At 72.8% G+C, this 25,794-nt stretch carries 20 protein-coding genes and 1 pseudogene; 9 read left to right on the top strand and 12 right to left on the bottom strand.

Going from position 1 to position 25,794, the window contains the following annotated elements:
- Positions 1-115: 115 nt before the first annotated feature.
- From RKD05_RS09195 to RKD05_RS09185, 3 genes are all read left to right on the top strand, one after another.
- Positions 116-1,495: an alpha/beta fold hydrolase gene (locus tag RKD05_RS09195; RefSeq protein ID WP_424709551.1), complete on the top strand. Its 1,380-nt coding sequence runs from the start codon at positions 116-118 to the stop codon at positions 1,493-1,495.
- Positions 1,492-3,039, top strand: a complete 1,548-nt coding sequence (locus tag RKD05_RS09190; protein WP_424709550.1) for a GMC family oxidoreductase — start codon at positions 1,492-1,494, stop codon at positions 3,037-3,039. The genes RKD05_RS09195 and RKD05_RS09190 overlap by 4 nt, the downstream gene beginning before the upstream one ends.
- Positions 3,040-3,105: 66 nt before the next feature.
- Entirely contained in the window at positions 3,106-3,450 is a 345-nt protein-coding gene (locus RKD05_RS09185) for a LysR family transcriptional regulator (RefSeq protein WP_424709548.1), read from the top strand.
- 129 nt (positions 3,451-3,579) lie between these two features.
- On the opposite strand, the gene RKD05_RS09180 is transcribed toward RKD05_RS09185, so the two are convergent.
- The 3 genes and pseudogenes from RKD05_RS09180 to RKD05_RS09170 all read right to left on the bottom strand — a co-directional run bounded on the left by RKD05_RS09180 (position 3,580) and on the right by RKD05_RS09170 (position 8,682).
- On the bottom strand, positions 3,580-5,220 hold the full coding sequence (locus RKD05_RS09180; RefSeq protein WP_424709547.1) for an ABC-F family ATP-binding cassette domain-containing protein: 1,641 nt from the start codon (positions 5,218-5,220) through the stop codon (positions 3,580-3,582).
- Positions 5,221-5,989: 769 nt separating this feature from the next.
- Positions 5,990-7,087, bottom strand: a pseudogene (locus RKD05_RS09175) (glycosyltransferase family 2 protein); the annotation flags it as partial.
- Positions 7,088-7,743: 656 nt separating this feature from the next.
- Positions 7,744-8,682 (bottom strand): WcbI family polysaccharide biosynthesis putative acetyltransferase, encoded by a 939-nt coding sequence (locus tag RKD05_RS09170; RefSeq protein ID WP_424709546.1) that lies wholly within the window; start codon positions 8,680-8,682, stop codon positions 7,744-7,746.
- A gap of 146 nt (positions 8,683-8,828) precedes the next feature.
- On the opposite strand from RKD05_RS09170, the gene RKD05_RS09165 reads away from it, so the two are divergent.
- From RKD05_RS09165 to RKD05_RS09150, 4 genes are read left to right on the top strand one after another with little or no spacing between them, the layout of a single operon-like run.
- The gene (locus tag RKD05_RS09165; protein WP_424709544.1) at positions 8,829-9,881 is read left to right on the top strand and encodes a glycosyltransferase; all 1,053 of its coding nucleotides are present in this window, start codon (positions 8,829-8,831) and stop codon (positions 9,879-9,881) included.
- Positions 9,878-11,011: a glycosyltransferase gene (locus RKD05_RS09160; RefSeq protein ID WP_424709543.1), complete on the top strand. Its 1,134-nt coding sequence runs from the start codon at positions 9,878-9,880 to the stop codon at positions 11,009-11,011. Before RKD05_RS09165 ends, RKD05_RS09160 begins: the two co-directional genes overlap by 4 nt.
- Positions 11,005-12,006, top strand: coding sequence for a hypothetical protein (locus RKD05_RS09155; RefSeq protein ID WP_424709541.1), 1,002 nt, complete (start codon positions 11,005-11,007; stop codon positions 12,004-12,006). Before RKD05_RS09160 ends, RKD05_RS09155 begins: the two co-directional genes overlap by 7 nt.
- A complete protein-coding gene (locus tag RKD05_RS09150) occupies positions 12,003-12,809 on the top strand; it encodes a glycosyltransferase family 2 protein (protein WP_424709539.1) in 807 nt (268 codons plus the stop codon). The genes RKD05_RS09155 and RKD05_RS09150 overlap by 4 nt, the downstream gene beginning before the upstream one ends.
- Positions 12,810-12,943: 134 nt before the next feature.
- Here the strand turns inward: RKD05_RS09150 and RKD05_RS09145 are convergent, their stop codons facing one another.
- Genes RKD05_RS09145 through RKD05_RS09125 form a run of 5 tightly spaced genes read right to left on the bottom strand, consistent with a single transcriptional unit; the run spans position 12,944 to position 18,211 of the window.
- Complete coding sequence (locus RKD05_RS09145; RefSeq protein ID WP_424709537.1) at positions 12,944-14,104, bottom strand: serine hydrolase domain-containing protein; 1,161 nt, start codon at positions 14,102-14,104, stop codon at positions 12,944-12,946.
- Positions 14,101-15,057, bottom strand: a complete 957-nt coding sequence (locus RKD05_RS09140; RefSeq protein ID WP_424709535.1) for a glycosyl hydrolase family 32 — start codon at positions 15,055-15,057, stop codon at positions 14,101-14,103. The genes RKD05_RS09145 and RKD05_RS09140 overlap by 4 nt, the downstream gene beginning before the upstream one ends.
- A 30-nt stretch (positions 15,058-15,087) precedes the next feature.
- Positions 15,088-15,912, bottom strand: a complete 825-nt coding sequence (locus tag RKD05_RS09135) for a carbohydrate ABC transporter permease (protein ID WP_424709534.1) — start codon at positions 15,910-15,912, stop codon at positions 15,088-15,090.
- Positions 15,909-16,853, bottom strand: coding sequence for a carbohydrate ABC transporter permease (locus RKD05_RS09130; RefSeq protein ID WP_424709533.1), 945 nt, complete (start codon positions 16,851-16,853; stop codon positions 15,909-15,911). Before RKD05_RS09130 ends, RKD05_RS09135 begins: the two co-directional genes overlap by 4 nt.
- Positions 16,853-18,211 carry an ABC transporter substrate-binding protein gene (locus RKD05_RS09125; protein ID WP_424709532.1) on the bottom strand — a complete coding sequence of 453 codons (1,359 nt, stop codon included), beginning with the start codon at positions 18,209-18,211 and terminating at the stop codon, positions 16,853-16,855. Before RKD05_RS09125 ends, RKD05_RS09130 begins: the two co-directional genes overlap by 1 nt.
- Before the next feature lie 178 nt (positions 18,212-18,389).
- Here RKD05_RS09125 and RKD05_RS09120 point away from each other — a divergent pair, with 178 nt between their 5' ends.
- Positions 18,390-19,406 carry a LacI family DNA-binding transcriptional regulator gene (locus tag RKD05_RS09120; protein ID WP_424709531.1) on the top strand — a complete coding sequence of 339 codons (1,017 nt, stop codon included), beginning with the start codon at positions 18,390-18,392 and terminating at the stop codon, positions 19,404-19,406.
- A 146-nt stretch (positions 19,407-19,552) separates the two neighbouring features.
- On the opposite strand, the gene RKD05_RS09115 is transcribed toward RKD05_RS09120, so the two are convergent.
- Genes RKD05_RS09115 through RKD05_RS09100 form a run of 4 tightly spaced genes read right to left on the bottom strand, consistent with a single transcriptional unit; the run spans position 19,553 to position 24,407 of the window.
- Complete coding sequence (locus RKD05_RS09115; RefSeq protein ID WP_424709529.1) at positions 19,553-21,235, bottom strand: glycoside hydrolase family 13 protein; 1,683 nt, start codon at positions 21,233-21,235, stop codon at positions 19,553-19,555.
- 27 nt (positions 21,236-21,262) lie between these two features.
- Positions 21,263-22,180 (bottom strand): carbohydrate ABC transporter permease, encoded by a 918-nt coding sequence (locus RKD05_RS09110; protein WP_424709527.1) that lies wholly within the window; start codon positions 22,178-22,180, stop codon positions 21,263-21,265.
- Positions 22,177-23,091 carry a carbohydrate ABC transporter permease gene (locus RKD05_RS09105; RefSeq protein WP_424709525.1) on the bottom strand — a complete coding sequence of 305 codons (915 nt, stop codon included), beginning with the start codon at positions 23,089-23,091 and terminating at the stop codon, positions 22,177-22,179. Before RKD05_RS09105 ends, RKD05_RS09110 begins: the two co-directional genes overlap by 4 nt.
- On the bottom strand, positions 23,088-24,407 hold the full coding sequence (locus RKD05_RS09100) for an ABC transporter substrate-binding protein (RefSeq protein ID WP_424709523.1): 1,320 nt from the start codon (positions 24,405-24,407) through the stop codon (positions 23,088-23,090). The genes RKD05_RS09105 and RKD05_RS09100 overlap by 4 nt, the downstream gene beginning before the upstream one ends.
- 117 nt (positions 24,408-24,524) lie before the next feature.
- Between RKD05_RS09100 and RKD05_RS09095 the strand changes: the two genes are divergently transcribed.
- Entirely contained in the window at positions 24,525-25,793 is a 1,269-nt protein-coding gene (locus RKD05_RS09095; protein ID WP_424709522.1) for an ROK family protein, read from the top strand.
- Position 25,794 lies beyond the last annotated feature (1 nt).

Here is a 25,794-nt window from a genome sequence, read left to right as displayed (position 1 = left end):
GACGGCAGCCGGCACGTCCGTGCGGCACGAGCGGCGGTGAGGCCCCCGTCTTGCGCAAAACGGCTCGGGGCGCAAGCGGCCCATTCCGGCCGGGGCGGTGCGAAAGCGTGAAGGCATGCCGAGCCCGAACGACGTCCCCACCCTGTACTTCCTGCACGCCCTCGGGGCGAGCGCGGGGTCGTTCCAGCGGCTCGGCGACGCGCTCGCGGGCCGTGTGGACGTGCAGGGCATCGACCTGCCGGGCTTCGGCTCGGAGACGGCCGCGTCGGACACGTCGCTCGAGGCCACGGTCGCGCACGTCATCGGCATCCTGAATCAGCGGGCGCGGGGTCGCTGGATCCTGGGCGGGCACAGCATGGGCGGCAAGATCGCGGGGGTCGTCGCGGCGAAGGTGCTGCGCGGCGAAGCCCCGCTGACCGGGCTCGCGGGCCTGGTGCTGCTCGCGCCGTCGCCGCCGCGACCCGAACCCATGGACGAGGAGCGGCGCGCGCTCATGCTGTCGTGGGTCGCCGACGGCGCGATCTCGGAACCGGATGCCGAGACCTTCATCGACCAGAACACCGCGCGGCCACTCGACCCCGGCGCGCAGAGCCTCGCGCTCACCGACCTCCGCCGCACGTCGCCGACGGCATGGCGCGCGTGGCTCGAGGACGGGAGCCGCGCGGACGCGCGCGCCGAGGTGGGCACGCTCGATCTCCCGGTGCTGGTGCTCGCGGGCGACGACGACGCCGACCTCGGCGCCGCCGCGCAGCCCGGGCTGCTGGCCGACGTCTACCCGCGCGCCCGCTTCCACACGCTCGCCGACACCGGGCACATGATCCCGCTCGAGCGCCCGGCCGAAGCGGCCGAGCTCATCGCCGCGTTCGTGGCGGACGAGGTGCTCGCGGGACCCGTCGTGCCGGAGGAGTGGGCGCGGCTCATCGCCGGGGACCGCGTGGACGACCGGGTGCGTGGCATCCTGAACCGCCGGGCGGTGTCCGACGACCGCGGGTACGCGCCGCGCGTGCTCGACCTCGCGCAGCTCACGCTCCTGCGGGAGATCGCCGATCTCGTCGTTCCGCAGGACGGACCCGCGATCGACATCGCCGCGCGCGTCGATGCGCAGCTCGGCCGCGGCGAGGGCGACGGGTGGCGCCGCGACGGCCTGCCGCCCGATCCCGAGGCGTACCGCGCGGGGCTGGACACGCTCGCGCCCGCGTGGCCCACCGACCCGGCCGAGCGCGAGCGCGTCCTCGCCGCCGCGATCGAGGGTCACGGTCCGGAGGGCGGCCCGCTGGATGCCGACCTGCTCGCGGCCTGGCTCGAGGATGCCCGCGTCGACCTCGTGCGGCAGTGGCTCGCGCACCCGGCGAGCATGGCGCGCACGGGATTCGACGGCTTCGCCACGGGCGGCCGCGCGCCGATCCGAGGATACGTCGAGCTGACCCTCGGCCGACGCGAGGACTGGGAGCCCGCCGGCGTCGGCGGCACGATCGCGACGGGAGACGCCGCATGAACCTCGACGGCATGCGCACGCACGGGACCGACGACATCGTCGACGTCGTCGTGGTCGGCACGGGCGCGGGTGGCGCTCCGTTGACCGCCGAGCTCGCGCGGCGCGGGCTGTCGGTCGTGGCTCTGGAAGCCGGTCGCAACTTCTCCCCCGACGACCTGACGCCCGACGAGACCGAGGCCGTCGAGATCAACTGGATGTCCGAGCGGCTGAGCGGCGGGACGGATGCCACCGCCTTCGGCCCCAACAACAGCGGCCGCGGTGTCGGCGGCTCCACCCTGCACTGGGGTGCGTTCACGCCGCGTCCCGACGCCCGCGACCTGCGGCTGCGCACCGAGACGGGCGAGGGCCGCGACTGGCCGCTCGATCCCGCCGAGCTGCTGTCGTACGTCGCGCGGGTCGAGGGCGACATCGGCGTCTCCGGCCAGACCCCCTACCCGTGGGACCCCGACCGTTCGTACGCCTACGGTCCCTCTCCCCGCAATGCGCCCGCGACCCTCGTCGCGCGCGGATGCGAGGCGCTCGGCATCCGGTACGCCGATGCTCCGGCCGCGGTGCTGACGCGTGCGCGCCTGCAGGACCATCGCGGCGAACGCCGCGCGTGCATCAATTGCGGCGCCTGCCACCAGGGATGCCGAGTGGATGCCAAGGCCACCACCGCCAACACCTACCTCCCGGTCGCGGTGGCCCACGGGGCCGAGATCCGCACCGGCGCGATGGTCCACGACATCGAGCTCGACGCGCGCGGGCACGTCGCCGCGGTCGTTTACCGGCAGGACGGCGTCGACGTGCGGCAGCGGTGCCGGTCACTCGTGCTCGCGGCCGGGGGCGTGGAGACGCCGCGCCTGCTGCTGCACGCGGGTGTCGCGAACGGTTCCGGGCAGGTGGGCCGCAACTTCCTCGCGCACGGCGCGACGCAGGTGTGGGGACGCTTCGACGAGCCGGTACGCGGGCACCGCGGGTACCCGTCGTCGCTCATCACCGAGGACATGATGCGGCCGGCCGACGCCGACTTCGCCGGCGGCTACCTCGTACAGAGCCTCGGCGTGATGCCGCTCACCTTCGCCACGACCCTCACCCGCGGCGGGGGCCTGTGGGGTCGCGAGTTGATGCAACGCCTCGATCAGGCGCAGCACATGGCGGGCATCGGCATCAACGGCGATTGCCTGCCGTCGGACGGCAACCGGCTCGAACTCTCCGACGAGACCGACGAGTTCGGCATCCCTCGCGCCCGGGTGACCTTCACCGCGGGGCCGAACGAGAACGCGATGACCGAGCACGCCACGAGCTTCCTGCTGCGGGTGATGGAGGCGGCGGGCGCACGGGAGACTCTCGTGCTCGCGCGGTCGGCGCACACGATCGGCACCGCCCGGATGTCGACCGACCCCGCGGACGGCGTGGTCGACGGCGACGGCCGCTCGCACGAGATCCCGAACCTGTGGATCTGCGACAACAGCGTCTTCCCCTCGGCGCTGGCCGCGAACCCCGCCCTGACGATCATGGCGCTGTCGTTGCGCACGGCGGACCGGTTCCTCGCGGCACGGTGACGGCCGGGTGGCGGCCCCGAGCCCCCACGGCGGACGCCGCCGGGCCGACACGGGAGAATGGATGCCATGAAGCTCGCGCACCTCGTCCGGTTCGCCGCCCTCGCCGAGGAGCTGCACTTTCCGCGCGCGGCCGAGAAGCTCGGCATCCCGCTCGCGTCGCTGTACACCACGATCGACAAGCTCGAGGAGGAGGTCGGGCAGCCGCTCGTGTCGCGCACGCCCCCGACCCGCCTCACTCCGGCGGGCGTGCTGCTGCTCGACGAAGCACACGCGCGGATCGCCGACGCGCCGCCCCAGGCGACCGCGGCGCCGAAGGCGCAGGGCGGGAAGGCCAAGGCATCCAAGGGCAAGGGCCGCGCGCCGATCGTCAAGGGGCAGCCCAAGCCCTACAAGAAGCGTCAGGGGCGCTGAGCGCTTCCGACGCGGGGGGTTTGCCTCCCCATAAACGCTCGGGCTCGGGAGAAACGCCGCAACAGAGCGTTTTCGGCGAGGGAGAGCGTTTATGGCGGATGCCGGGCACGTGGCTCAGCGCCGGACGCGCTACCGCTCCGCCACCCGCCCGGCCTCGACGCGCCAGTGGCGGTCGGTCTGGACGGCATCCAGCATCCGGCGGTCGTGCGTGACGAGGAGCAGCGTGCCGGTGTACGACTCGAGCGCCTGCTCGAGCTGCTCGATCGCGGGGAGGTCGAGGTGGTTCGTCGGCTCGTCGAGCACGAGCACGTTGACGCCCCGGGCCTGCAGCAGCGCGAGTCCGGCGCGGGTGCGCTCGCCCGGCGACAACCCGTCGACCGGGCGGGTCACGTGGTCGGCCTTCAGCCCGAACTTCGCCAGGAGCGTGCGCACGTCGGCCGAGGTCATCTCGGGGACGAGCGCCTCGAACGTCTCGGCCAGCGGCCGCTCCCCCACCAGCTGCGACCGGGCCTGGTCGATCTCGCCGATCGCGACGCTGGACCCGAGGGATGCCGAGCCCTCGGCGGGCGTCTGACGGCCCAGGATGCCACGCAGCAACGTCGTCTTCCCGGCACCGTTCGGCCCGGTGATGCCGATGCGCTCGCCCGCGTTGACCTGGAGGGACACGGGTCCGAGCGCGAAGTCACCCTGCCGGAAGACGGCCCCGGACAGCGTCGACACGACGGAGCTCGACCGCGGCGCGGCGCCGATCGTGAACTCGAGCTTCCACTCCTTGCGCGGCTCCTCGACCTCGTCGAGCCGCGCGATCCGGCTCTCCATCTGGCGCACCTTCTGCGCCTGCTTCTCGCTCGACTCCATCGAGGCCTTGCGGCGGATCTTGTCGTTGTCGGGCGCCTTCTTCATCGCGTTGCGCACGCCCTGGCTCGACCACTCGCGCTGCGTCCGGGCGCGCGCGACGAGGTCGGCCTTGGTCTCGGCGAACTCCTCGTACTTCTCGCGGGCTTGGCGGCGCAGCGTCGCGCGCTCCTCGAGGTACGCGTCGTATCCGCCGCCGTACACGTGGTGCGAGTTCTGCGCGAGGTCGAGTTCGAGCACGCGAGTTACCGACCGCGCGAGGAACTCGCGGTCGTGGCTCACCAGCACGACCCCGCCACGGAGGCCCTTCACGAACGTCTCGAGACGCTCGAGGCCGTCGAGGTCGAGGTCGTTCGTGGGCTCGTCGAGCAGCGCGATGTCGAAGCGCGACAGCAGCAGCGCCGCGAGCCCGACGCGCGCCGCCTGCCCGCCGGAGAGTCCCGTCATCAGCGCATCGGCGCCGACCTCCAAGCCCAGGTCGGCGAGGACGACCGGCATCCGTTCGTCGAGGTCGGCGGCACCGCTGGCGAGCCAGCGCTCGAGGGCCGTGGCGTACGCGTCGTCGGCTCCCGCGACCGTGGGGTCGCCGAGCGCTGCGGCCGTGGCATCCATCTCCCTCGTCGCCTCGGCGCAACCGGTGCGGCGCGCGATGTACTCCGCGACGGTCTCACCGGCGATGCGCTCGTGCTCCTGCGGCAGCCAGCCGACGAAGGCGTCGGCCGGGGCGAACGCGATCGTGCCCGCGAGCGGTTCGTCGACGCCCGCCAGCAGCCGGAGGAGCGTCGACTTGCCCGCGCCGTTGGCCCCGACGACGCCGATGACATCCCCCGGCGCGACCGTGAGGTCGACGCCCTCGAACAGCGTGCGGTGGCCGTAGCCTCCCGCGAGTCCCTGGGCGACGAGTGTGGCGGTCATGCCTCGATTCTCCCAGGGCCCGGCGGGCAGCCCGCTCGCCGTGCGACGCCCGGGTCTCCTCGCCATAAACGCTCGCGCTCGGCAGAAACGCCGCGTCCGGGCGTTTACGCCGAGCAGAAGCGTTTCTGCCGGGGAGGGGACGCGGCAGGGGCGCGGACACCCCGGGGCGCGTCAGACGAAGCGGTCGCGGGCGCCCCAGCCGCCCACCCCACGCCTCGAGGTGCGGTTCGTCGCGGAGGACGTGGAGACCGGATGCCACGAGCTCGCCGGTCGTGAACCCGACGTCGGCGCCCCACCGCTCGGCGCGACGGCGGGCGCGGCGGGCGACGGCGGTGCCGAGAAGCGTTCCGTCCGCGGCGCGCACGTGCAGCCGACCCTCCTCGCCCTGGCCGAGGTCGGCGAGCCGCGCGGCCAGGGGTTCGGCCTCCTCGATCAGGATCGGACGGTCGAGGCGCCAGACCACCCGGGCGTCGGGGACGGCCCCCGACAGCACGCGCGGGTCGGCCGCGAGCGCCGCGGCGGACGGGGGCGCATCGAGCACCACCGTCGCGCGCGGCAACGCCGCGAGCACGGCATCCACGCACACGAACACGGCGGCTTCGGGATGTTCTCCGGCGAGGTGCACGACGAGGTCGGGCGTGGCGGGGAGGAGCCCGCGGCCGACGGAACCGGTGACGGGGATGTCGGCGGCGAGACGCAGCGTCTGCCGGTTGCCCTCGCGGACGCGGTCGAGGTCGCGGCCGGACCAGTCCGGACCGTCGTGCCAGGCGACGGCATCGGGGACGTGCGCGAGCACCGCTCCGGCCTGCCACGCGCTGTGCGCCCATTCCCAGTCCTCGCCGCCGTACGCGCGGAACGTCTCGTCGAACCCGCCGACCTCGTCGAAGAACGCGCGGGAGCAGGCCAGGACCGCGCCGATCACGAACCGGTACGCGCGGTCGTCGGCGCGCAGCAGATTGGCGGTGCGCGCGTACTCCTCCCGCAGCCACGCGGGTTCGGGGAGCTCGCGCGCCGGGCCCGCCTGGGCGACCGGGACGTCGGGACCGAGGCCCGCGAAGTCGGCGTGCCGACGCCGCCCGGCGGTCACGGCCTCGGGCAGCAGCGCGGGCAGGCGCGTGAGTGCCCGGACGTATCCGGGTTCGGGGGTCGTGTCGGCATCCAGGAAGCACAGGACATCGCCCGTGCTCGCCGCGACGCCCAGGTTGCGGGCGGCCGCGGCGCGGAATCCGCGATCCTCCTGGCGCACGAGCGTGACGCCGTCCGGCACGATCGGCGCCTCGGGCGACCCGTCGTCCGCGACGACGATCTCCAGGCGGTCGGCCGGGTGATCCTGCCGCGCGAGCGCGGCGAGCGTGCGCGCGAGTTCCTCGGGCTGCGCGTAGTGCGTCACGATCACGCTCACCCGCGGCTGTTCGGGCTCGCGTCCCGCCACGAGGTCCCAGCGGTTCCCGACGACCCACCGGGCGTCGTCGGGCGTCGAGTGTCCAAGACACGCCGCATCGGGGTGCGGCCCAACGGCGTGTCTTGGACGCTCGACCTCCAGAGCGGGCGCGGGAGCGGGCGCGGGCAGACCCGCCCACCAGTCCAGGTACGCGCGGGCGACGTCGGCGGGGCCGACGGGGACGGGATGGATGCCATGCCAGGTGGCATCCGGATCCTCCGCCGCCGCACGCACCTCGGCCGCCAGCGCGGACGGATCGACGGGGCGCACGGTGCCGGGGCGGAGCGCAGCCGTCTCGTCCACGTACCGGTTGCGGACGGCGAGGGGGCGGCGGCCCCAGCCGATCCACGACGTCAGCGACGCGGACGCCGAGACGTGCTGATGGGCGATGACCGGCACCGACACGGCCCGCGCCCGCTCGGCCATCGCGGCGTCGTCGAGCCAGCCGGTCACCTCGACCGCGACTCCGGCGTCGGCGGCACGCCGGACGAACGCGTCGAGGTCGGCCGCGTGCCCGTCGGACGCGCGGCCCAGGATCGTGAGCCGCCCGATGCCCGCCTCGACGGCCGCGGCGAGCGCCTCGTCGTGCCCCTTGCCCGGGTAGAAGTAGCCGAGCACGCCGACGGTGCCGTCGGGCTGCGGGCGCGGTCCGGCGGCGAGCGCGGGCACCGGGAGCGGAAGGACCGCGACGGGTCCATGCCACACGTCCTCCTCGGCGAGCAGGGCGCGCTCGTGCGCGCTGTTCACGGCGACCGCGTGCGCGGCCCGGGTCACCGCGGCGTAGAGCGCCCGGCGCCGGGGCCGGTTGCGCTCCCCGTCCGAGGCCTGTGGCACGTCGTGCAGCGTGACCGTGATCGGATGCCGTCGGGCCAGGGCCGCGAACCGCTCGGTCGCTTCCTCGGGCGAGGCTCCCCATAGACGGTCCGTGACGTGGGCGTGCAGGGGCGTGCCGGCGGGGAGGGTGTCGGGGTCGTCGGTCACCGACAGGTCGGGGAAGATCGCCCGCACCTCGTCGGCGATCGACCGCGCGTAGACCGCGACGCCGTGCGGGCCCGGGGGCGTCAGCAGAACAGGACGCACGCTCATGCCGCCCGCCACCGGCGCAGGAGCGGCGCGAGCCGTTCCACCGCCGCGCTCACGAAGTCGGGATGGGCGGCGTACCACCGGCGGTGGGCCTCGGTGACGGTGTGGGCGTCGAGTGTCTCGTCCGCGACGATCCAGTCGCGTCGGGGTTCGGCATCCAGGTTCCAGGCGTCGACGACCCACGGCTCGAGCGGCGCGCGCACGCCGGCGAGGATCGGGCGACCGGGGTCGACCGCGGTGCCCGGCGCACCGAGGGCCGCGACGATGCGCTCGCCCAGGGGCAGGAAGACGGCGTTGCCCGGGTGGTTGACGGTGCGGGCAAGGTCGGCGACGACCGGGGCGTACAGATCGGATGCCACGGCGTCGACGCCCAGGTCTTCGCGGCGGCGCAGCTCGGCGACGGAGTCCTCGGCCACGGCCCGGACGGTGTCCGCCGGAAGGGACGCGGCCACCGGGAGCCCCGCGGCCTCCGCGAGCAGCCGGACGTCGTGGTACGCCACGAGCGGCGGGTCCTCGTCGACGCCCGGAACGCGGATCGCGGCCTGGAACGGGTGCAGTCCGCCGAAGCGGAGCGAGGGCACCACGACCGTCCGGGCGTGGGCGGGCAGCGCCGCGCGCAGCTGCGCGGTGCCGAGCCGTAGGCCGCGGTAGTCATCGCGGATGGGCTGCACGATGAGGAACGACGCGCCCGCCAGCAGCCGGTGCAGGCGTTCGGCATCGGCGGCATCCATCTCGTGCACGGCCGGGACCCGCACACCGGGGTGCGCGTCGTTCGACACGACGAGCCGGATCGACTCGGCCTGGCAGTTGCCCACGACGACGCCGTACCCGTCGGGTGCGGGAGCGTCGCCGAAGAACTCCGCGTAATGCCGACGGCGCGCTAGCACCGCCGCGGTGTCGTCCGCAAGGACGTTCGCCCTTTCATAGCCGCCGCTCATGATGTGAACGTACGCCGTCGCCGCCGACGCCCGGGAAACCGTCCTCATCGGTTGCGACGACCCGGGTCTTGCGGTACGCCCCCCACCGCAGTCCAGGAGGACCCCCGATCGACGCCGCAGCCCCTCGCCGGATCCGGGTCGCCGCCGTGCCCGCCGGGCACCCGTACACGCGAGCCGTGACCGACGAGCGCGTCGTCGACCTCCGGTCCGATCCACCGCCGCCCGGTGCCGCCCCGGGGCAGTGGTGGCCGCCGCAGGTGCTGCTGCCGACGTGGCTCGACGCGCACGCCGACGAGATCGACCTGGTCCACGTCCACTTCGGCAGTGAGTCGTACTCGGCGGAGGAGCTGACGGCGACGGTGGATGCCCTGCGCCGCCGGGGCATCCCCTTCGTCTACACGGTGCACGACCTCGAGAATCCGCAGCTGACCGACCAGCGTGCGCACCGCGCCGCCCTCGCCGTGCTCATCGCGGGCGCCGACGAACTCACGACCCTCACCGCCGCGACCGCCGCCGAGGTGGAACGCGACTTCGGCCGCGCGCCCGACGTGATCCCCCACCCGACGCTCGTGGAGGGCGGGACCCTCCCCACAGGACACCCGCGCGCGACCACCCGCGTCGGCGTCCACCTGCGCGACCTCCGCCCCAACATCGACGGCGTGGGGACCACGGCGACGCTCGTCCGTGCCGTCGCCGACCTCCGGGCGCGCGGGGCGGACGTCGAGGCCGTCGTGCGCCTCAACGAGAACGTGCGCGACGCCGAGGCCGCGGCATCCATCCACGCCCTCGCGGGGAACGCCGACGGCGTGACGCTCGAGCGATCGGCCCGGCTCGACGACGACGCGCTCGCCGTCTGGCTCGCCGACCTCGACGCGTGCGTGCTGCCGTACTCGCACGGTACGCATTCCGGGTGGGCCGAGCTCTGCTACGACCTCGCGGTCCCGGTCGTCGGCACACGCGTCGGCCACGTGGCATCCCAGCACCCGAGCGACTTCCATCTGTTCGGCCTGGGCGATCCGGTGTCGCTGGAGCGGGCGATCGTGGATGCCACGGCCCCCGCGTGGTCGGTTCCGGGATCGGACGCGCGGGCCGCCGAAGTGGCCCGCCGTCGCGAGGAACGGCTCGACGAGCGCGAGCGGGTGCGGGCGGCCCACGTCGCGCTGTACCGCCGGTCGCTCCGGGCGGAGCACGCGGCATGACCCGCGCGCTGAACCGCCTGCGGGTACTCGTCGTCGCCCCGTCGCGCTACCCCCTGCGCCAACCGCACGCCGGCGGCCTCGAGGCGACGGTGTGGGACCGCGTGCGGTGGCTGCGCGACCGCGGACACGAGGTGACGCTGTGCGCCGCCGAGGGGTCGGACTTCCTCGAGGATTCGGCCTACGCGCTGCCCGCCCCGGCGTGGTCGCGGGTCGAGGACGCCTCCGACACCGGCTACCCCGAGGGGTACGCCGCGGCGACCGAGGCCGCGCACGCGGCGCTCCTCGAACGCCTCCGCGACGAGCGGCACCGCTTCGACGTCATCGACAACCACAGCCTGCACCCCGCTCCGATCCGGTGGAGCCGGGAGGCCGGCATCCCGGTCGTCACGACCTTGCACACGCCGCCGCTCGAACCGCTGCTCGAGGCCGCCGCGTACGCCCGCGGGAGCGCGCACCGCTTCGTCGCGGTGAGCCAGGCCACCGCCCGTGCGTGGTCGGTGGAGGGCGTCGATGCCTTCGTCTTCCCCAACGGCATCGACACCGACCGCTGGACCCGCGGACCGGGCGGCTCGCGGTGGGTGTGGTCGGGGCGCATCGTGCCCGAGAAGGCGCCGCACCTCGCGATCGAAGCGGCCCGGGTCGTGGATGCCGAGATCGTCGTCGCCGGGCGCATCGGCGACGTCGACTACTTCCAGCAGGAGGTCGCCCCGCGGCTGGGTGACCGCGCGCGCTACGTCGGCGCGCTGCATCAGCGGGACCTCTGCCGACTGGTCGGCGCCTCGGCCGTCGCGCTCGTGACGCCCATGTGGGAGGAGCCGTTCGGGCTGGTGATCGCGGAAGCACTCACCACCGGAACCCCCGTGGCCGCGTTCGACATCGGCGGGGTGTCGGAGGTGCTCGCCGGGATGCCGGGGACCGCCGCCGTCATGCCGGGCGACGTCACCGCGCTCGCCCACGCGGCCCGCGATCTCGCTGCCCAGGGGCAGCGCGAACCGCTGACGCGCGTGTGGACGCGGCGCGCGGCCGTGCGCGAGCACGCCCTGAGCCGCCGGTACCGCGACGTCGAGCGCGTGCTCGCGCACACCGCGCAGCCGGCGGCCGAGCGCCGCGTGCCGGCGGTGTCGTGGTGATCGGCTGGTACGTCCACCACCACGGGTTCGGGCACGTCGCCCGCTTCCTCGCCGTGCACCCGCACCTGCGCGGACCCGTGCGCGCGTTCTCGTCGCTCCCCCGCCCCGCGGGACTCGGCGACGCCGTCGAGTGGGTCGTGCTGCCGGAGGACGCGGACGCCGTCGAGCACGAGGACGGCAGCCGGTTCGACCCGCGGCACGCCGATCCGACCGCACGCGGCGCGCTGCACTGGGCGCCGCACGACCACCCCGGGCACCGCGCCCGCCTCGCGCGGATCGCCACCGGCGCCGCAGACCTCCGCGCGATGGTCGTCGACGTGAGCGCCGAGGTCGTGGCCTTCGCGCGGCTGCTCGGGCTCCGCACGATCGCGGTCACGCAGCCGGGCGAGCGCACCGACGCGGCGCACGCGCTCGCGTACGACCTGGCCGACCGCATCCTCGCGCCGTGGGCGCACGGCGCCGTCCCCGCCGGAGCGTTGGCGACCCGCACCGACCGCGTCGTGTGGACGGGCGGGATCTCGCGGTACGACGGGCGGGGCGTCGAGAGAGGGGATGCCGAGCGCTCGGTCCTCTTCCTCGGGCGGGTGCTCGACGACGACGTGCGTCGGGATGCCGAGGGCCTTCTCGCCGCGGCCGGATGGCGCACGCGCGCCGTCGGGCACGACGCGGACTCGCGCATCGACGACCCGTGGCCGCTCGTGACCTCGCACACCGTCGTCGTGAGCGCGGCGGGACAGAACAGCGTCGCCGACCTCGCCGCGGCGGGAGCGCGCGCGGTCGTCGTCGCGCAGGACCGTCCCTTCGACGAGCAGCGGCACACCGCGTGCGCGCTGCACCGGTGGGGTCTCGCGCGCGTCGCGCCCGAGGGAGTCGACGCCGCGGGGATCGTCGCGCTCGTCGAGGCCGCCGCCGCCGACGAACCCGACTGGTCACGGTGGCAGGTGGCCGGCGCCGCCGAGCGCGCCGCCGAATCCATCGAGGCGATGCTGCCGTGAGGATCGCGGTCCTCACCGTCGCCTCCGCCGCCCGCCGCGCGCACCTGGAACGTCAGCGCGCGGTGCTCGCCGAGGTCGCGCCGGACGTGATCCGGGTGGAGGTCTTCCTCGACGCGACGATGCCCGATGGCATCCGGGATGCCGACGTCCGCACGCGGCACGTGCCGCCCGGGCCGCACGGACTCCGCGTGGGCGCGGGACGCAACGCCGCAGCCGCGGCCGCGATCGCAGAGGGGGCGGAAGTGCTCGTGTTCCTCGACGTCGACTGCCTGCCGGGACCCGAGGTGTTCGCGCGGTACGCCGATGCCGCCGCGGCGCATCCCGACGCGCTGCTCGCCGGGCCGGTGACGTACCTGGCGAGCGTGCAGCGTCCCGCCGTGGCCGACCTGCCGCACGTGACGCGCCCGCACCGGGCACGGCCGGCGCTGCCCGCCGGGGAGACGCGCGTCGCCGAGCCGGACGAGTACGACTTGTTCTGGTCGCTGTCGTTCGCGGTCACCCCGGCGACGTGGGAACGCCTCGGCGGCTTCCACGACGCGTACGAGGGCTACGGCGCGGAGGACACCGACCTCGCCTGGACCGCGCGGGCCGCGGGCGTTCCGCTCGTGTGGACGGGCGGGGCGGATGCCTATCACCAGTGGCATCCGGTCTCCTCGCCGCCGTGGCAGCACCTCGACGACATCCTTCGCAACGGCGCCGCGTTCCACCGCCGCTGGGGCGTCTGGCCGATGCGCGGCTGGCTCGAGGCGTTCGCCGCCGCCGGCGCGATCGAGCGCCGCGGCGACGCATGGGTGCGGGTGTAGCCCGCGGGGGCACTACCCCCGGCCCGGCGAGTGCGCGAGGTTCCGCGCGCATCTCACGTTCAGTGTCCAAGACACGCGGACGGCGGCGCGTGGCATCCGCGTGTCTTGGACACTCAACGCCACCGGCCGCCGGATCAGCCTAGCGCCGCGCGCAGCGCGTCGATGATGCGGGTCGCGCGCGGGTCCTCGGACTCCATGCGGTTCGTCACGAACGCGAAGCCCACGCGGGCGTCGAGGTCGGCGAAGGCGACCTGACCGCCGGCGCCGTCGTGCCCGACGCTGCCCGGGCCGAGGTAGCGGCGGGCCGCGGAGTCGAGCTGCATCCCGGCGCCCCACTCCGGCCACGGCGCCGGAGCGTCGAACACCGGAGCACCGCTCGTGCGCATGGCCCCGGCGGCACGGACCGCCGCGTCGTCGAGGAGCCGCACTCCGTCGGTCTCGGCCACGGTCGCCGACCACATCGCGGCGAGCGCGCGAGCGGTGGCGATCCCACCGGCGCCGGGGATCACCGCGGCGCGGACGTCGTCGGCGTTGAATCCGTCGTCCTCGGTCACGAGGGTGGGCGGCAGCGCGCCGCCGAGGGTCATCGCCCGGTCGAGCCAGTCGACGCCGTGGGGGTCGCGCGCGGCGGCCTGAGCGGCGACGCCCGCGGCGAGGGTCGGTCCCACCTCGAGGTGGGCGACGGATGCCGCGACCTCCGCCGGCATCCCGAGCCAGGCTCCACCGCCGACCGCGTCCGCCATCTCGCCAAAGGCGGCGGAGATCCCGACTCCCCCGGCGCGCCGCACGATCTCGCCCGAGATCCAGCCGTGCGTCAGCGCGTGGTACGCCCATCCTTCGCCGGGCGTCCACAGGGGTGCCTGCGCCGCGATGATCGCGGACACCGCGTCGAAGTCGAGCAGCTGCGCGCGGCTGACGTCGACGCGCGGGGCCGAGACGCCGGCGCGGTGCGCGAGCGCGTCGCCGACGGTCACGGTGTCCTTCCCTTCGACGCCGAATTCGGGCCACAGCTCCGCGAGCGGACGGTCGTAGTCGAGGCGACCGGATGCCACGAGCCGGGCGGCGAGGATCGACATCAGGCCCTTCGTGCACGAGAACACCACGGTCGGGGTGTCGCGCTCCCACGGGCGGCCGTCGCGGGAGTCGGCGGTGCCGCCCCACAGGTCCACGACCTCGTGCCCGTCGACGCGCACCGACAGGGCACCGCCCATGCCCGGGTGGCTCTCGAACGCCGCGCGGAACGCCTCGGCGACCGCCTCGAACCCGGATGCCGCGAACCCCTGCACCGCGGTCATCGGACGAGCTCCGTCACCACGAGGCGGTCGTCGTCCCACGCGACCGGCAGCGGGTCGGACAGGGTGCCGACGAACGCGCCGTCCGCGGCGACGTTCTCGAACGCCAGCAGCACGGGTCGCCCGTCGGCGTCCTCCGCGATGCGTCCGCTGTACAGGTTCTCCGGCGCCACGAGCGTCGCGCGGCCGACGTCGTACGGGCCGCGCGGGTCGTCGAGCGCCACGGCCCAGATGCCGCCGCGCTCGCCCGTCCGGTCGCCGGCGAGGTGGGCGGAGTCGCACGAGAAGACCAGCGCCCAGCGCCCCTCGACCTGCACGACCTGCGGCACCTCGAGGTGCGCGAACCCCGCGCCGGGGGTGCTGCGCGGCGGCCGCACCTCCCACCGCACGAGGTCCGGCGACCACGCGTGACCGAGGACTCCGCGGTCGCGCCCCGGACCGTTGACGGCGCGGGCGGTGACGAGCATGTGCCAGCCGTCCCCCTCGGGATCCGCGAACACCCACGGGTCGCGCCACGCCTCCTCGTGCCAGGTGCCGGCGGCGAGCGTCTCGTACCAGCGCGGGTCCGCCGCGACCACGACGGCGGGGTCCTTCCCCCACTCGGTCAGATCCCGCGAGGTGGCGGCGAGCACCGTCTCGACGTTGGTGATCCGCCCCGGCTCGAGGAACCGCGACCCGGTGTAGAACATGCGCCACCCGGCCGCTTCCTCGACGATGCTGCCGGTCCAGGTGGCCGTGGCATCCGGAGCCTCTCCCCCGGCCGGCTCGAGCACCGTGCCGTGCACGGTCCACGAGCGCAGATCGCTCGAGGTCGCGTGGCCGACGGTCGCGTTGCGGTGCCGCAGGTCGGGGTCGCCGAGACTCGTCGGCGCCTGCAGGAAGAGCATGTGGTGGGTGTCGCCGTCGCGGGCGAGCCAGAAGTCCCAGACCCAGTGGTCGGGCAGCGTGAACGTCATGATGTCCGTTTCGGAAGGAGGGTCGGGCGCTCAGCCCTTGACGGCGCCCTGGACGAGCGCGCGGATGAACTGCCGCTGGAAGACGAGGAAGAGCAGCACAGCCGGCGTGATGATGATGAGCGCGCCCGCGTTCAGCAGCGGGATGCTGAGCGAGTACTGCCCCTGGAAGAAGGTGAGCGCGCCCGCGACGGTCCGCTGCAGCGGGTCGGCGATGAGGACGACCGGGAGCAGGAACTGGTTCCACGTCCAGATGAACAGAAGGATCGCCAGGGCCGAGAGCGCCGGCGTCGCCAACGGCAGCTGGATGCTGCGGAACTCGCGCCACAGCGACGCCCCGTCCACGCGCGCAGCCTCGGAGAGTTCGCGCGGGACGTTGATGAAGTGCGCGCGCATCCAGAACACGCCGAACGGCATGTACAGGCCGATGAGGGGGAAGATCACGGCCCACGGGGTGTTCACGGTGCCCATGGACTGCGCCTGGTAGTACAGCGGGATGATCAGGGCCTCGAACGGGATGGTGAGGCCCAGCACGAAGAACACGAGCACGCCGCGTCCGAACCGCACCTGCAGCGATCCGAGCGCGAACCCGGCCAGGGTCGCGGCGACGAGGCTCACGGGCACGACGCCGAGCACGATCACGAGGCTCGAGCCCATGAGCTGCCACACGTGACCGGTCTCGAACGCCGTGGCGAAGTTGCCCCACTGCGGGTCGGTCGGCCAGGTGAGCCCGGTCGGGTTGCGATCGGCGGGCTGCAGCGCCGCCGAGAACATGCTGATGAGGGGCAGCAGCGTCACGATCGCCGCGACGGCGAGGAGGACGGTTCCGAGGACGCGCTCGGTGCGGCTCGCGATCACGAGTCACTCGCTCTCGAGAGGCGTTGGATGGGGAGCACGACGACGAGGACGAGGACCATGAGCACGATGCCGAACGCGGAGGCCAGGCCCACGTCGCTCTGCGTGAAGCCGATCCGGTAGATCGACAGGCCGGGCACGAGCGTCGCGCGGCCGGGACCGCCCTGCGTCGAGGTGTAGATGATGTCGAAGCTCGACAGCGCGGCGATGACGGTGACGGTGACGAGCACCGCGATCTCCTGCCGCAGGCCCGGCAGCGTGATGGTGAAGAACTCGCGCCACCAGCCGGCGCCGTCGAGCCGGATCGCCTCGTACAGCGAGACGTCGATCTTGCCGAGGCCGGTGAGCAGCAGCACGGTACACAGTCCCGTGAGGACCCACGAGCCGATGAGGCCCACGGCGGGAAGAGCCGTGCCGTAGTCGGCGAGCCACGGCCGGGTGATCCAGCCGAGCCCGACCCAGCCGAGGATCTGGTTCACCGCGCCGGTCTGCGCGTACATCCACGACCACGCGATGCCGGCGGCGGCGAGCGGGATGATCTGCGGCAGGAACAGCACCGTCTGCGCGGTGGCGGCGAAGGCCTTGTACCGGATGCCACGGATCAGCGTCGCGAGCACCAGCCCGAGCCCCACCGGGATGATCGTGAAGAACGCGATGAGCACGAACGCGTTGCGGATCGCGCCGAGCAGGTCGGGGTCGGTGAAGACGGTGAGGTAGTTGCCGAAGCCCACCCACTTGGCCACGCCGATGCCGTTCCAGTCGTAGAACGAGTACTGCACGCCCTGGAACAGCGGCCAGATGACGAACGCGACGTAGAAGCCGAGCGCGGGGACGAGGAGCAGCCAGCCGGCGAGGGTGGCCCGGCGGGCCACTGCGCGTGCAGCGGCCCGCCGAGGCGGTGCGGTCGTCGTCGCCGGGTCGGCGGCGTCCGCCCGATCGGTCATTACTTGCCGACCTCGCTCTCGTAGAACTTCTGCACGCGGTCGACGAAGTCCTGACCGGTGATCTGGCTGGTCACCAGCAGCTGCGACTCGGGGATGATCGAGCCCGCGTAGATGCCGGCGGTGGTGTTGGCCATGAAGTCGACCTGGCCGTTCTCGGCGCCGATCTGCGCCGACATCTTCAGCGCGTTCTCGATGAGCGAGCCCGGCTGGACGGTCGGGAGCGCGAGGCTCGGGTCGCCACCGGGCGAGGCGCCCGTGACGTCGACGATGATCTGCCGCGCCGCGGGGTCGGTGTGCACCCAGTTGAGGAAGTACACGATCTCGTTGAGGTGCTTCGACTTGGCCGCGACCGAGAACGAGTTGGCCGCCCCCATGGCGACGTGGTTCGCCCCTGCCTCGGCCGGCGGCACCAGGAAGAAGCTCACGTTGTCGCCGAGCGCCTTCTGGTAGTTCGCCGCCTCCCAGTTGCCGTTGAACGTGAACAGACCCTCGCCCGCCCCGAATCGGCTCGTGAAGGTGAAGTAGTCGATCGCGTTGATGTCGGACGGGAAGTAACCGGCATCCGCCCACTTCCGGATGAGTTCGGCACCCTGGACGTTGCCCGGCTCGTCGTAGCGCGCGCCCGGCTCGTTGAACATCCACGACAGGAACTGATCCTTGTCGACGTACTGGTTCATCGCGGCCTGCACGACGAAGTTCACCACACCGTCCTTGTCGCCCGCCATGATCGGCAGGATGCCGGCGGCCTTGGCCTTGGCCATGTCGGCCTCGAGCTCGGCCAGGGTCTGCGGCGGGGCGGTGATGCCGAGCTGCGACGCGAGGGTGTCGTTCATGTAGATGCCGGTGATGCTGTAGCCGAGGCCGAGCTGGTACAGCGAGCCCGAGCCGCGGATGCCGTCCTCGCTCATGCGCAGGGGAGCGAGCTGCGACGCCGGCCAGGCGTCCCAGCCGTACGCGTCGAAGTACGGGTCGAGGTTGGCCACGAGCCCGTCGCGCACGGTGTCGCCGAGCGTGGGGAGGCGGATCAGGTCGGGAGGGGTGTCGCTCGCGAGGAGCTTGGGGGCGTTGGCGGTGAGGTTCTGGAACGTGTCGCGCGTGATGGTGAACGTCACGTTCGGGTGCTGCTTGGTGAACTCCTCGGTCAGCTTGTCGGTGACGGGGAATCCGGTCTCGTCGGCGATCGTGAGCTGCACCGGGTCGCTGGTGAGTTCGGTGCTCACGTCGGTGGCGGCGGCGGTCTGCGGTGCGGCGGCGCCGGGGGCGCAGCCGGCGAGCAGGGCGCCGGTGAGCCCGGCGATCGCCGCGAGCGCGAGGGGCGCGACGCGACGGGTTCGCGGGCGCGGGGTACGGGTGGACATGTCGACTCCTTCGTCTGTGCTGCGGGTACCCGAACGGGGTGTTTCTGGCGCGATCCCTCCTGCGGTACAGTGCTGAAAGGATTTAGCAGGGCTATTTACGCAGACCGCTTCGGCCCTGTCAAGATTCGACGGAGGATCGTTACCGTCGGCACCGGAGCCGACGACCCGGGAGGTGGGCATGGTCAAACGCGTCACGCTGAGCGATGTCGCGCGCCACGCGGGCCTCTCCCCCTCCGCGGCATCCATGATCCTCAACGGCCGACCCGACACCCGGCTCTCGCGCGACGCGCACGAGCGCGTCCTGGCCGCCGCCGCAGAACTCGGCTACCGCCCCAACGTCGCCGCCCGCGCCCTGCGGACCCGCACCTCGCACACGATCGGGTTCGTCTCGGACCTCGTCGCCACCACGCGATTCGCGAGCGGTCTCATCAAGGGCGCGCTCGGCGCGGCGGAGGCTGCCGGACACGTCGTGCTCGTCGCCGAGACGGGCGGCGAGCCCGAACGCGAGGCCGAGGCCGTCTCGGCGCTGCTCGATCGGCAGGTGGACGGGGTGATCTTCGCCTCGATGCGGGCGCGCGAGATCCTCGTCCCGCCGATCCCCGCCGGGGTGCGGGCGGTCATGCTAAACGCCACGAACGAGGTCCACGGCTGCAGCGTCCTGCCCGACGAGGAGACGGGCGGGCGCCGGGCAATCGAGCTGCTGCGGGATGCCGGCATCCGCGACGACATCCTGCTCCTCGGGTACGACGCCGAGGCCGAGCGCGACCTGTTCCGTTCGGCGACGGTCGCCGCCCGCCTGCGCGGGATCTACGACACGATGGCGCGCGAGGGCATGACCTTCTCCCGCGAGGAGTCGATCTGGCTGTGGGAGCCCGATCACGGGCACGAGGTCACGGCGCGGGTGCTGGCATCCGGTCCCCCTCCCCGGGCGATCGTCTGCCTCAACGACCGTCTCGCGTTCGGCGCCTCGCAGGCGCTCGGCGAGGCCGGGCTGCGGGTGCCGGACGACGTGGCGCTGGTCTCGTTCGACAACGACGAGCTCGCCGCGTACCTCCGCCCGGGCCTGACGACGATCGGCCTGCCGCACGAGGCGATGGGCCGCCGCGCCGTCGAGCTGCTCCTCGCCCCCGACGGCCCTCCCCCCGGCGAGCACCTGTTGGAGATGCCGGTGGTGATCCGCGCGTCCCTCCCCTGACGCTCGCCCGCCGCACGTCGCCGCGCCGCGCGTCCCCGCAAACGTTGAGTGTCCAAGACACGCGGACGCAGCCGAAGCCTGTCCGCGTGTCTTGGACACTGAAACGAAGGTGGATGCCACGACCCGCGGCGGGGGGATGTCGGGGGCTATGCGCTCCGGAGCCAGGCGGACGCCTCGCCGGGGAGCGCACCCTCCGCGACGGGAGCGCTCGACAGCAGCACCTCGCCCGCGGGGAGCTCGACCGGCTCGGTGCCGAAGTTCGTCACGACGGTCCAGCCGTCGGGGCGGGCGAAGGCCACCACATCCTCGCGGCCGAGGTCGAGCCACTCCAGCTCCTCGGCGGTCTGCAGCTCGTGCCGCAGATCGAGGGCGCGGCGGTACAGCGAGAGCGTCGAGGCGGGGTCACCGTCCTGGCGGTCGACGGCGTACGCGGCGAACCACTCCGGCTGCGGCAGGTGCGCCCCGCCCGCACCGAAGCCGAACGCGGAGTCGGCGGAGGTCCAGGGCAGCGGGACACGGCATCCATCCCGCCCGATGTCGACACCGGGGCTGCGGAAGAACGTCGGGTCCTGCCGGGCGTCGTCGGGGATCTCGGCGACCTCGTGCAGGCCGAGCTCCTCGCCCTGGTACAGGTACGCCGAACCCGGGAGCCCCAGCACGAACAGCGCGGCGGCGCGGGCGCGACGGGCGCCCCGATCGGCGTCCAGCGCGGGCTCAGTACCACCGGAGAGCAGCCACTCGTTGCCGTGCTTGAGCGTCGGGCGGCCGTCGGCGCCGCGCTCCGCGTCGGGCAGGCCGTAGCGCGTGGCGTGGCGGACGACGTCGTGGTTCGACAGCACCCACGTCGTCGACGACCCCGATTGCGCGGCGAGCGCGAGGTTGTCGGCGACGATGCGACGGAACTGGCCGGCGTCGAAGTCGGCCTCGAGCAGGTCGAAGTTGAACGACTGCCCCAGGCTCTCGATGCTCGCGTACAGCGGCACGCGCGAGGGGTGCACCCACGCTTCGGCGACCGCGGTGCGGGGCGGGTCGTACGAGTTGAACACCGCGCGCCACTCCGCGTACACCTCGTGCACGTCGTCACGGTCGAGGAGCGGGTGGTTGCCGTCCTGGGGCAGGGCGGCGAGTTCCGCGGCGGACGGCAGCGGCTCGCTGAGGTCCTTCGTCAGCATGTGCGCGACGTCGATGCGGAAGCCGTCGACCCCGCGGTCGCTCCAGAAGCGCAGCGTCGTCACGAAGTCGGCGCGCACCTCGGGGTTCGCCCAGTTCAGATCGGGCTGCGAGACGTCGAAGTTGTGGAAGTACCACTGCCCGTCGGCGACGCGCTCCCACGCGGAGCCCCCGAACACCGACTGCCAGTCCGTCGGCGGCTCGGAACCATCAGGCCCGGTGCCCTCGCGGAAGATGTACCGGTCGCGCGCCGCGGAACCGCGGCCGGCGGCGAGCGCCTCCTGGAACCAGGCGTGATCGTTCGAGGTGTGGTTCGGCACGATGTCGACCACGACCCGGATGCCATGCGCGTGCACCTGCGCGATGAGCTCGTCCATGTCGGCCAGGGTGCCCAGGCGCGGGTCGACGTCGCGGTAGTCGGCGACGTCGTACCCTCCGTCGGCGAGCGCCGAGGGGTAGAAGGGGCTGAGCCAGATGGCATCCACTCCCAGTTCGGCGAGGTACGGGACCCGCGAGGTGATGCCGGGGATGTCGCCGAGGCCGTCGCCGTTGCTGTCGGCGAAGCTGCGCGGATACACCTGGTACACCACGGCCTGGCGCCACCAGTCGGGGGCGTCGGAGAGCTCGCGGGCGTGCACGGAGGGTGCGGCGGTGGTCACGGAGGGGTCCTTTCGAGGTGTGGCGGGTCAGCCCTTGACGGCGCCCTGCGTGACGCCGGCCATCACCCATCGCTGGGTGAAGAGGTAGGCGACGATCGCGGGGGCCATGGCCATGAGGTACGAGGCGAAGGCGACGTTGTAGTTGTTGCTGAACTGCGTCTGGAACAGGTTCTGCCGCACGGGCAGCGTCTGCAAGGCCGGATCGCTGATGATGAGCGACGGCATCATGAAGTCGTTCCACGCGTACAGGAAGGCGAAGATGCCGACGGTCGCGCTCATCGGTGCGAGGAGCGGGAAGATGAGCCGCCAGAATGTCTGCCACGTCGTCGCCCCGTCGATGCGCGCGCTCTCCTCGAGCTCGAGCGGGATGGAGCGCAGGAACGCGGTGAACAGCAGCACGCTGAAGCTCAGCTGGAACATCGTCGCGAGGACGATCACGCCGAACGGGTTGTCGAGGCCGACCCGGCCGGTCAGCTGGATCTGCGGAAGAGCGACGACCGGGAACGGGATGAACATCGCCGCGAGCAGGTAGAAGAACGAGTACCGGAACAGCTTGCGGTCCCAGTTGCGGGCGATCGCGTACGACGCGAAGGCCGCGAGGACGATCGTCGCGACCACGGTGCCGGCGGTCACGAGCAGCGAGATCGCGAGGCCGACCGGGAACTTCGTGAGCGTCCACGCCTGCACGAACCCGTCAAAGCTGATCGGCGTCGGGAACGAGAAGGCGTTGCCGTCGACGACCTGCGCGCCGCTCTTGAGCGCCATCGTGACGGTGACGTACAGCGGGAGCAGCACGGTCACGGCGCAGAGGATGAGGACGGTGGTGGCCGACCAGTTGATGCGTTCGGCGCCGACCCGGCGGAAGCGACCGCCGGTGCGACGGCGGGACGGGACGGAGAGTTCTGCCTGCTCGAACGCGAGCGCGGGCTGGTTCACGGCGGTCATGCGAGGGTGTTCCTTCCGCGGGTCAGCGAGAGCTGCAGGAGCGAGATGGCGACGGCGACGAGGAAGAAGAGGGCGGCGTTCGCCATCTGGTAGGCGTAGTCGCCGCCGTTGAAGCCGAGGATGATCGACATCGCGACGCTGCGCGTCGAGGTGCCGGGGCCGCCGCCGGTGAGGCCGACGATGATGTCGTAGGCGTTGAGGAAGCCCTTGAAGCCGAGGATGACGTTGATCACGACGTATCCGGCGACGAGCGGCAGCGTGATCCGCAGCAGCTGTTGGACCTTCCCCGCCCCGTCGAGCCCGGCGGCCTCGTACACGTCGCCCGGCACCGACAGGAGTCCGGCGATGTAGATCAGCAGCGTCCCCGGGATCGCCTGCCACGCGGTGACGATCACGATCGCGAGCCACGCGAGGTCGGGGTTGGCGAGCAGGCTCGACTCGAGCCACGGGATGCCGAGGGCGCTCCCCGCCTGCGGCAGGGAGTTGCTGAAGAGGAAGTTGAAGACGTAGGCGATGATGATGCCCGAGATCACCATCGGGATGACGAAGACCGTCCGCAGCGCTTTCTTGAAGCGGATCTGCGCGGTGAGCCCGACGGCGAGGAGGAACGCCGCGACGTTGACGACGATCACCGTCGCCACCGAGAACCCGAACGTGAACAGGTACGACTGCAGGATCGCCGGGTCGCTGAAGATCGCGATGTAGTTCGTCAACCCGACGAAGTTCCACTCCCCGATGCCGATGGAGTCGGTGAAGCTGAAGAAGATGCCGATGATGCCGGGCACCGTGATCGCCAGCGTGAACAGCACGAGCGTCGGGATGAGGAAGAAGTAGTAGATCGGCTCGACCCGGCGGGTGCTGCGGCGTGCGGACGCCTTGCCGCCGGTGACGATGGTCGTGGTCGTGGTCATCGCTGGCCCCCTTCGGTGGCGGCGTCGGCGGAGTCGCTCGTCGATGCGGCGGGCTGCCGGAAGGCGAGGCGCGCCCAGTCCTGGTCCATGGTGCGCAGAGTTGCCTCGGGCGAGGCGCCGAGGATCATCGCCTGCGCGTAGTTGAACGTCGGGATGGTCTTCGGCACGAGCACCGACGCGCCCTGGTAGATCCGGCCCTCGTCGTAGTACGGGATCATCCCGGCCACGCGCGGGTCGCTCGGGGAGGGGGCGTCCTTGGTCGGGGCGAACCCGAGCTGCGACTCGTTGTACGCCTCGATGATCCGCGGCTGATAGAGGTACTCGAGGAAGTCGCGAGCGGCATCCTGGTGTCGGGATCCCTCGGGGATGATGGCCGCGAGGTCCATGTTGACCCGGACCTTCAGGTCGTTCGGGTCGTCCGTCATCGGGAGCGGGAAGGTGCCCACGCGCAGGTCGGGTGAGGTCTTGGCGATCTCGCCGAGCGCCCAGGGTCCCTGCAGGTACATGCCCGCTTGGCCCTGCGCGAACGCGAGGTTGCCGTCGCCGTACGCCCGGCTGTCGGCATCCGGGTTCGTGTAGGTCGAGGCGAGCTGGGTCATGCGGTCCATGGCCTGGCCGAAGTCCTTCTGGAACGACACCGTGGAGTCGGGGCCGACCTGGTCGCCCTCGGCGGCGAGCGCGTCGAAGAAGTCGATGACGTCGAGCGACCCGCCGACGGCGTAGTCGTACCAGCCCTGGCCGACGGTCCAGTCGTCCTTGAAGGTCCCGTAGAAGGGCGCGATGCCGTTCGCCTTGAGGGTTTCGGCGGTCTGGATGAGCTCGTCCCACGTGGTGGGCACCGAGAGCCCGAGCCGGTCGAAGATCTCCTGGTTGTAGATCACCGACGCAGCCATCACCGAGTACGGCAGCGCGCTCGTCCGCCCGGGGCAGACGCCGTACTGGTCCATGAGGGGCTGCAGGTCGTCGCGGACCGTCGCCGCGGCGGCGGTGCCGGATAGGTCGCTGAGTGCGCAGCGCTGCACGAACCGGGCGACCTCGTAGTTGTAGTTCGCGAGCATGATGTCGGGCGGGTTGCCGCGGACGAAGCTCGCGGACACGACGTCGACGCCCGAGGCATCCATCTCCACGCGGACCCTGTCCTGGGACGCGTTGTACTCGTCGACCACCTGGCTCATGAAGCCGAGGGCCTCGCGCTTGCTGAAGGTGAAGCGGATCGTCTCGCGGCCGTCGGCGGAGCAGCCGGCGAGCATCGCTGCTCCCAGGGCCGTCACCGCCAGCGCCGCGAGCCCGCGTCGCACCGTTGTCTTTCTCGACACGTGTCTCCTCGCATCCTTGCGATCTTGAATCAGAGATTAAATCTACTCGCCAAATCAATGTGTTGACGGCAGTATTGCATCAGGGACGAGAGGGGTCAAGAACCGATGACGGATGCCATGCCCTCGGTGCCCTCGCTCCGCCGCCACAGCCTCGACGCCGTGCTCGCCTACGCGTGGGACGCCGAGGTGTTCACCGCGAGCGACGTGATGTCGGCGGTCGCGCTGACCCGTTCGACGACGATCGACGTCCTCGACGAGCTCGTCGCGCGCGGGCTGCTGGTGGAGCTGCCGAACGCGCGCGCCGTGGGCGAGTACTCCAAGGGGCGGCCCGCCCGGCGCTTCGCGCTGCGCGCCGACGCCGCACTCGTGGTCGGAGTGGATGCCGGCCGGGGGCACGTGACCGCGACGGTCGCCGACCTCCGCGGCGTCCCGATCGCGACGTCGCGGCTGTCGATCGACCCCGAGCGCGACTCCCCCGAGCGGCGGCGTCGCGCGGCCGAGAAGGTCGTCGACGCGACGCTGACGCGCGCGCACGCCTCGCGCGACGCCCTCGTCGCGGTGTGCGTGGGCGTGCCCGCCCCGGTCGACCGCGCGGGCCGCTCCCCCGTGCACCACGACGGTTTCTGGCAGCGGATGAACCCCGACTTCGTGGACACCTTCGCGTCGTGGGCGCCGGTCGTCCGTGTCGAGAACGACGCCTCCCTCGCCGCGGTCGCCGAGCACGCGCAGGGCGCCGCCGTCGGCTACGACGACTTCGTGGCGCTGCTCGCCGGCGAGCGGTTCGGCGCCGGGCTGTGGCTCGACGGGCGGCTGCTGCGCGGAGCGCACGGCGGCGCCGGTGAGACGGTGGCGTTCGACCGGGTCGAGGGCGTCGGCAGTGCCTACGGCCTCGCGCCGCGGTGCGTCGACGCCGCGCGCACAGCGATCGCCGCGGGCACCCTGCCGGCCGGCAGCGCACTGGCCGACGTTCCCCGAGACGACCTGGATGCCAAGCGCATCCTCGACCTCGCCGCCGCCGGCGGACCCGGGGGCCCTGGCCGTCGCCGCCGAGGTCGGCGGCCAGCTCGCGATCGTGACGGGTCTCCTCGGCAGCCTGTTCGACGTGCGAAGGGTCGTGATCTCGGGCGCGATCGCCGCCGGCGCGGGGCCGATCATCGCCGCCGCGACCGAGACTCTCCCCGCCGCTCTGCACCTGCCGCCGCCCGAGATCGTGGCCTCCCCGCTCGGCGCCGACATCGTCTCGACCGGCGCCGTCGCCGCCGCCATCGAGGCGACCCGCGCCCGCGCGATCGACCTGGAGCCCTTCGCCCTGCCCGCCGAGCGCGCGCGGGCCTGAGTCGGAGGCGCGGGCGCAACCCGGTCGCCCGACCGAATGCCGGCGAATAAC

The sequence above is a fragment of the Microbacterium sp. SLBN-111 genome, assembly GCF_049739645.1.
Taxonomy (GTDB): domain Bacteria; phylum Actinomycetota; class Actinomycetes; order Actinomycetales; family Microbacteriaceae; genus Microbacterium.
This window is presented reverse-complemented; position numbering and strand designations above follow the sequence as displayed.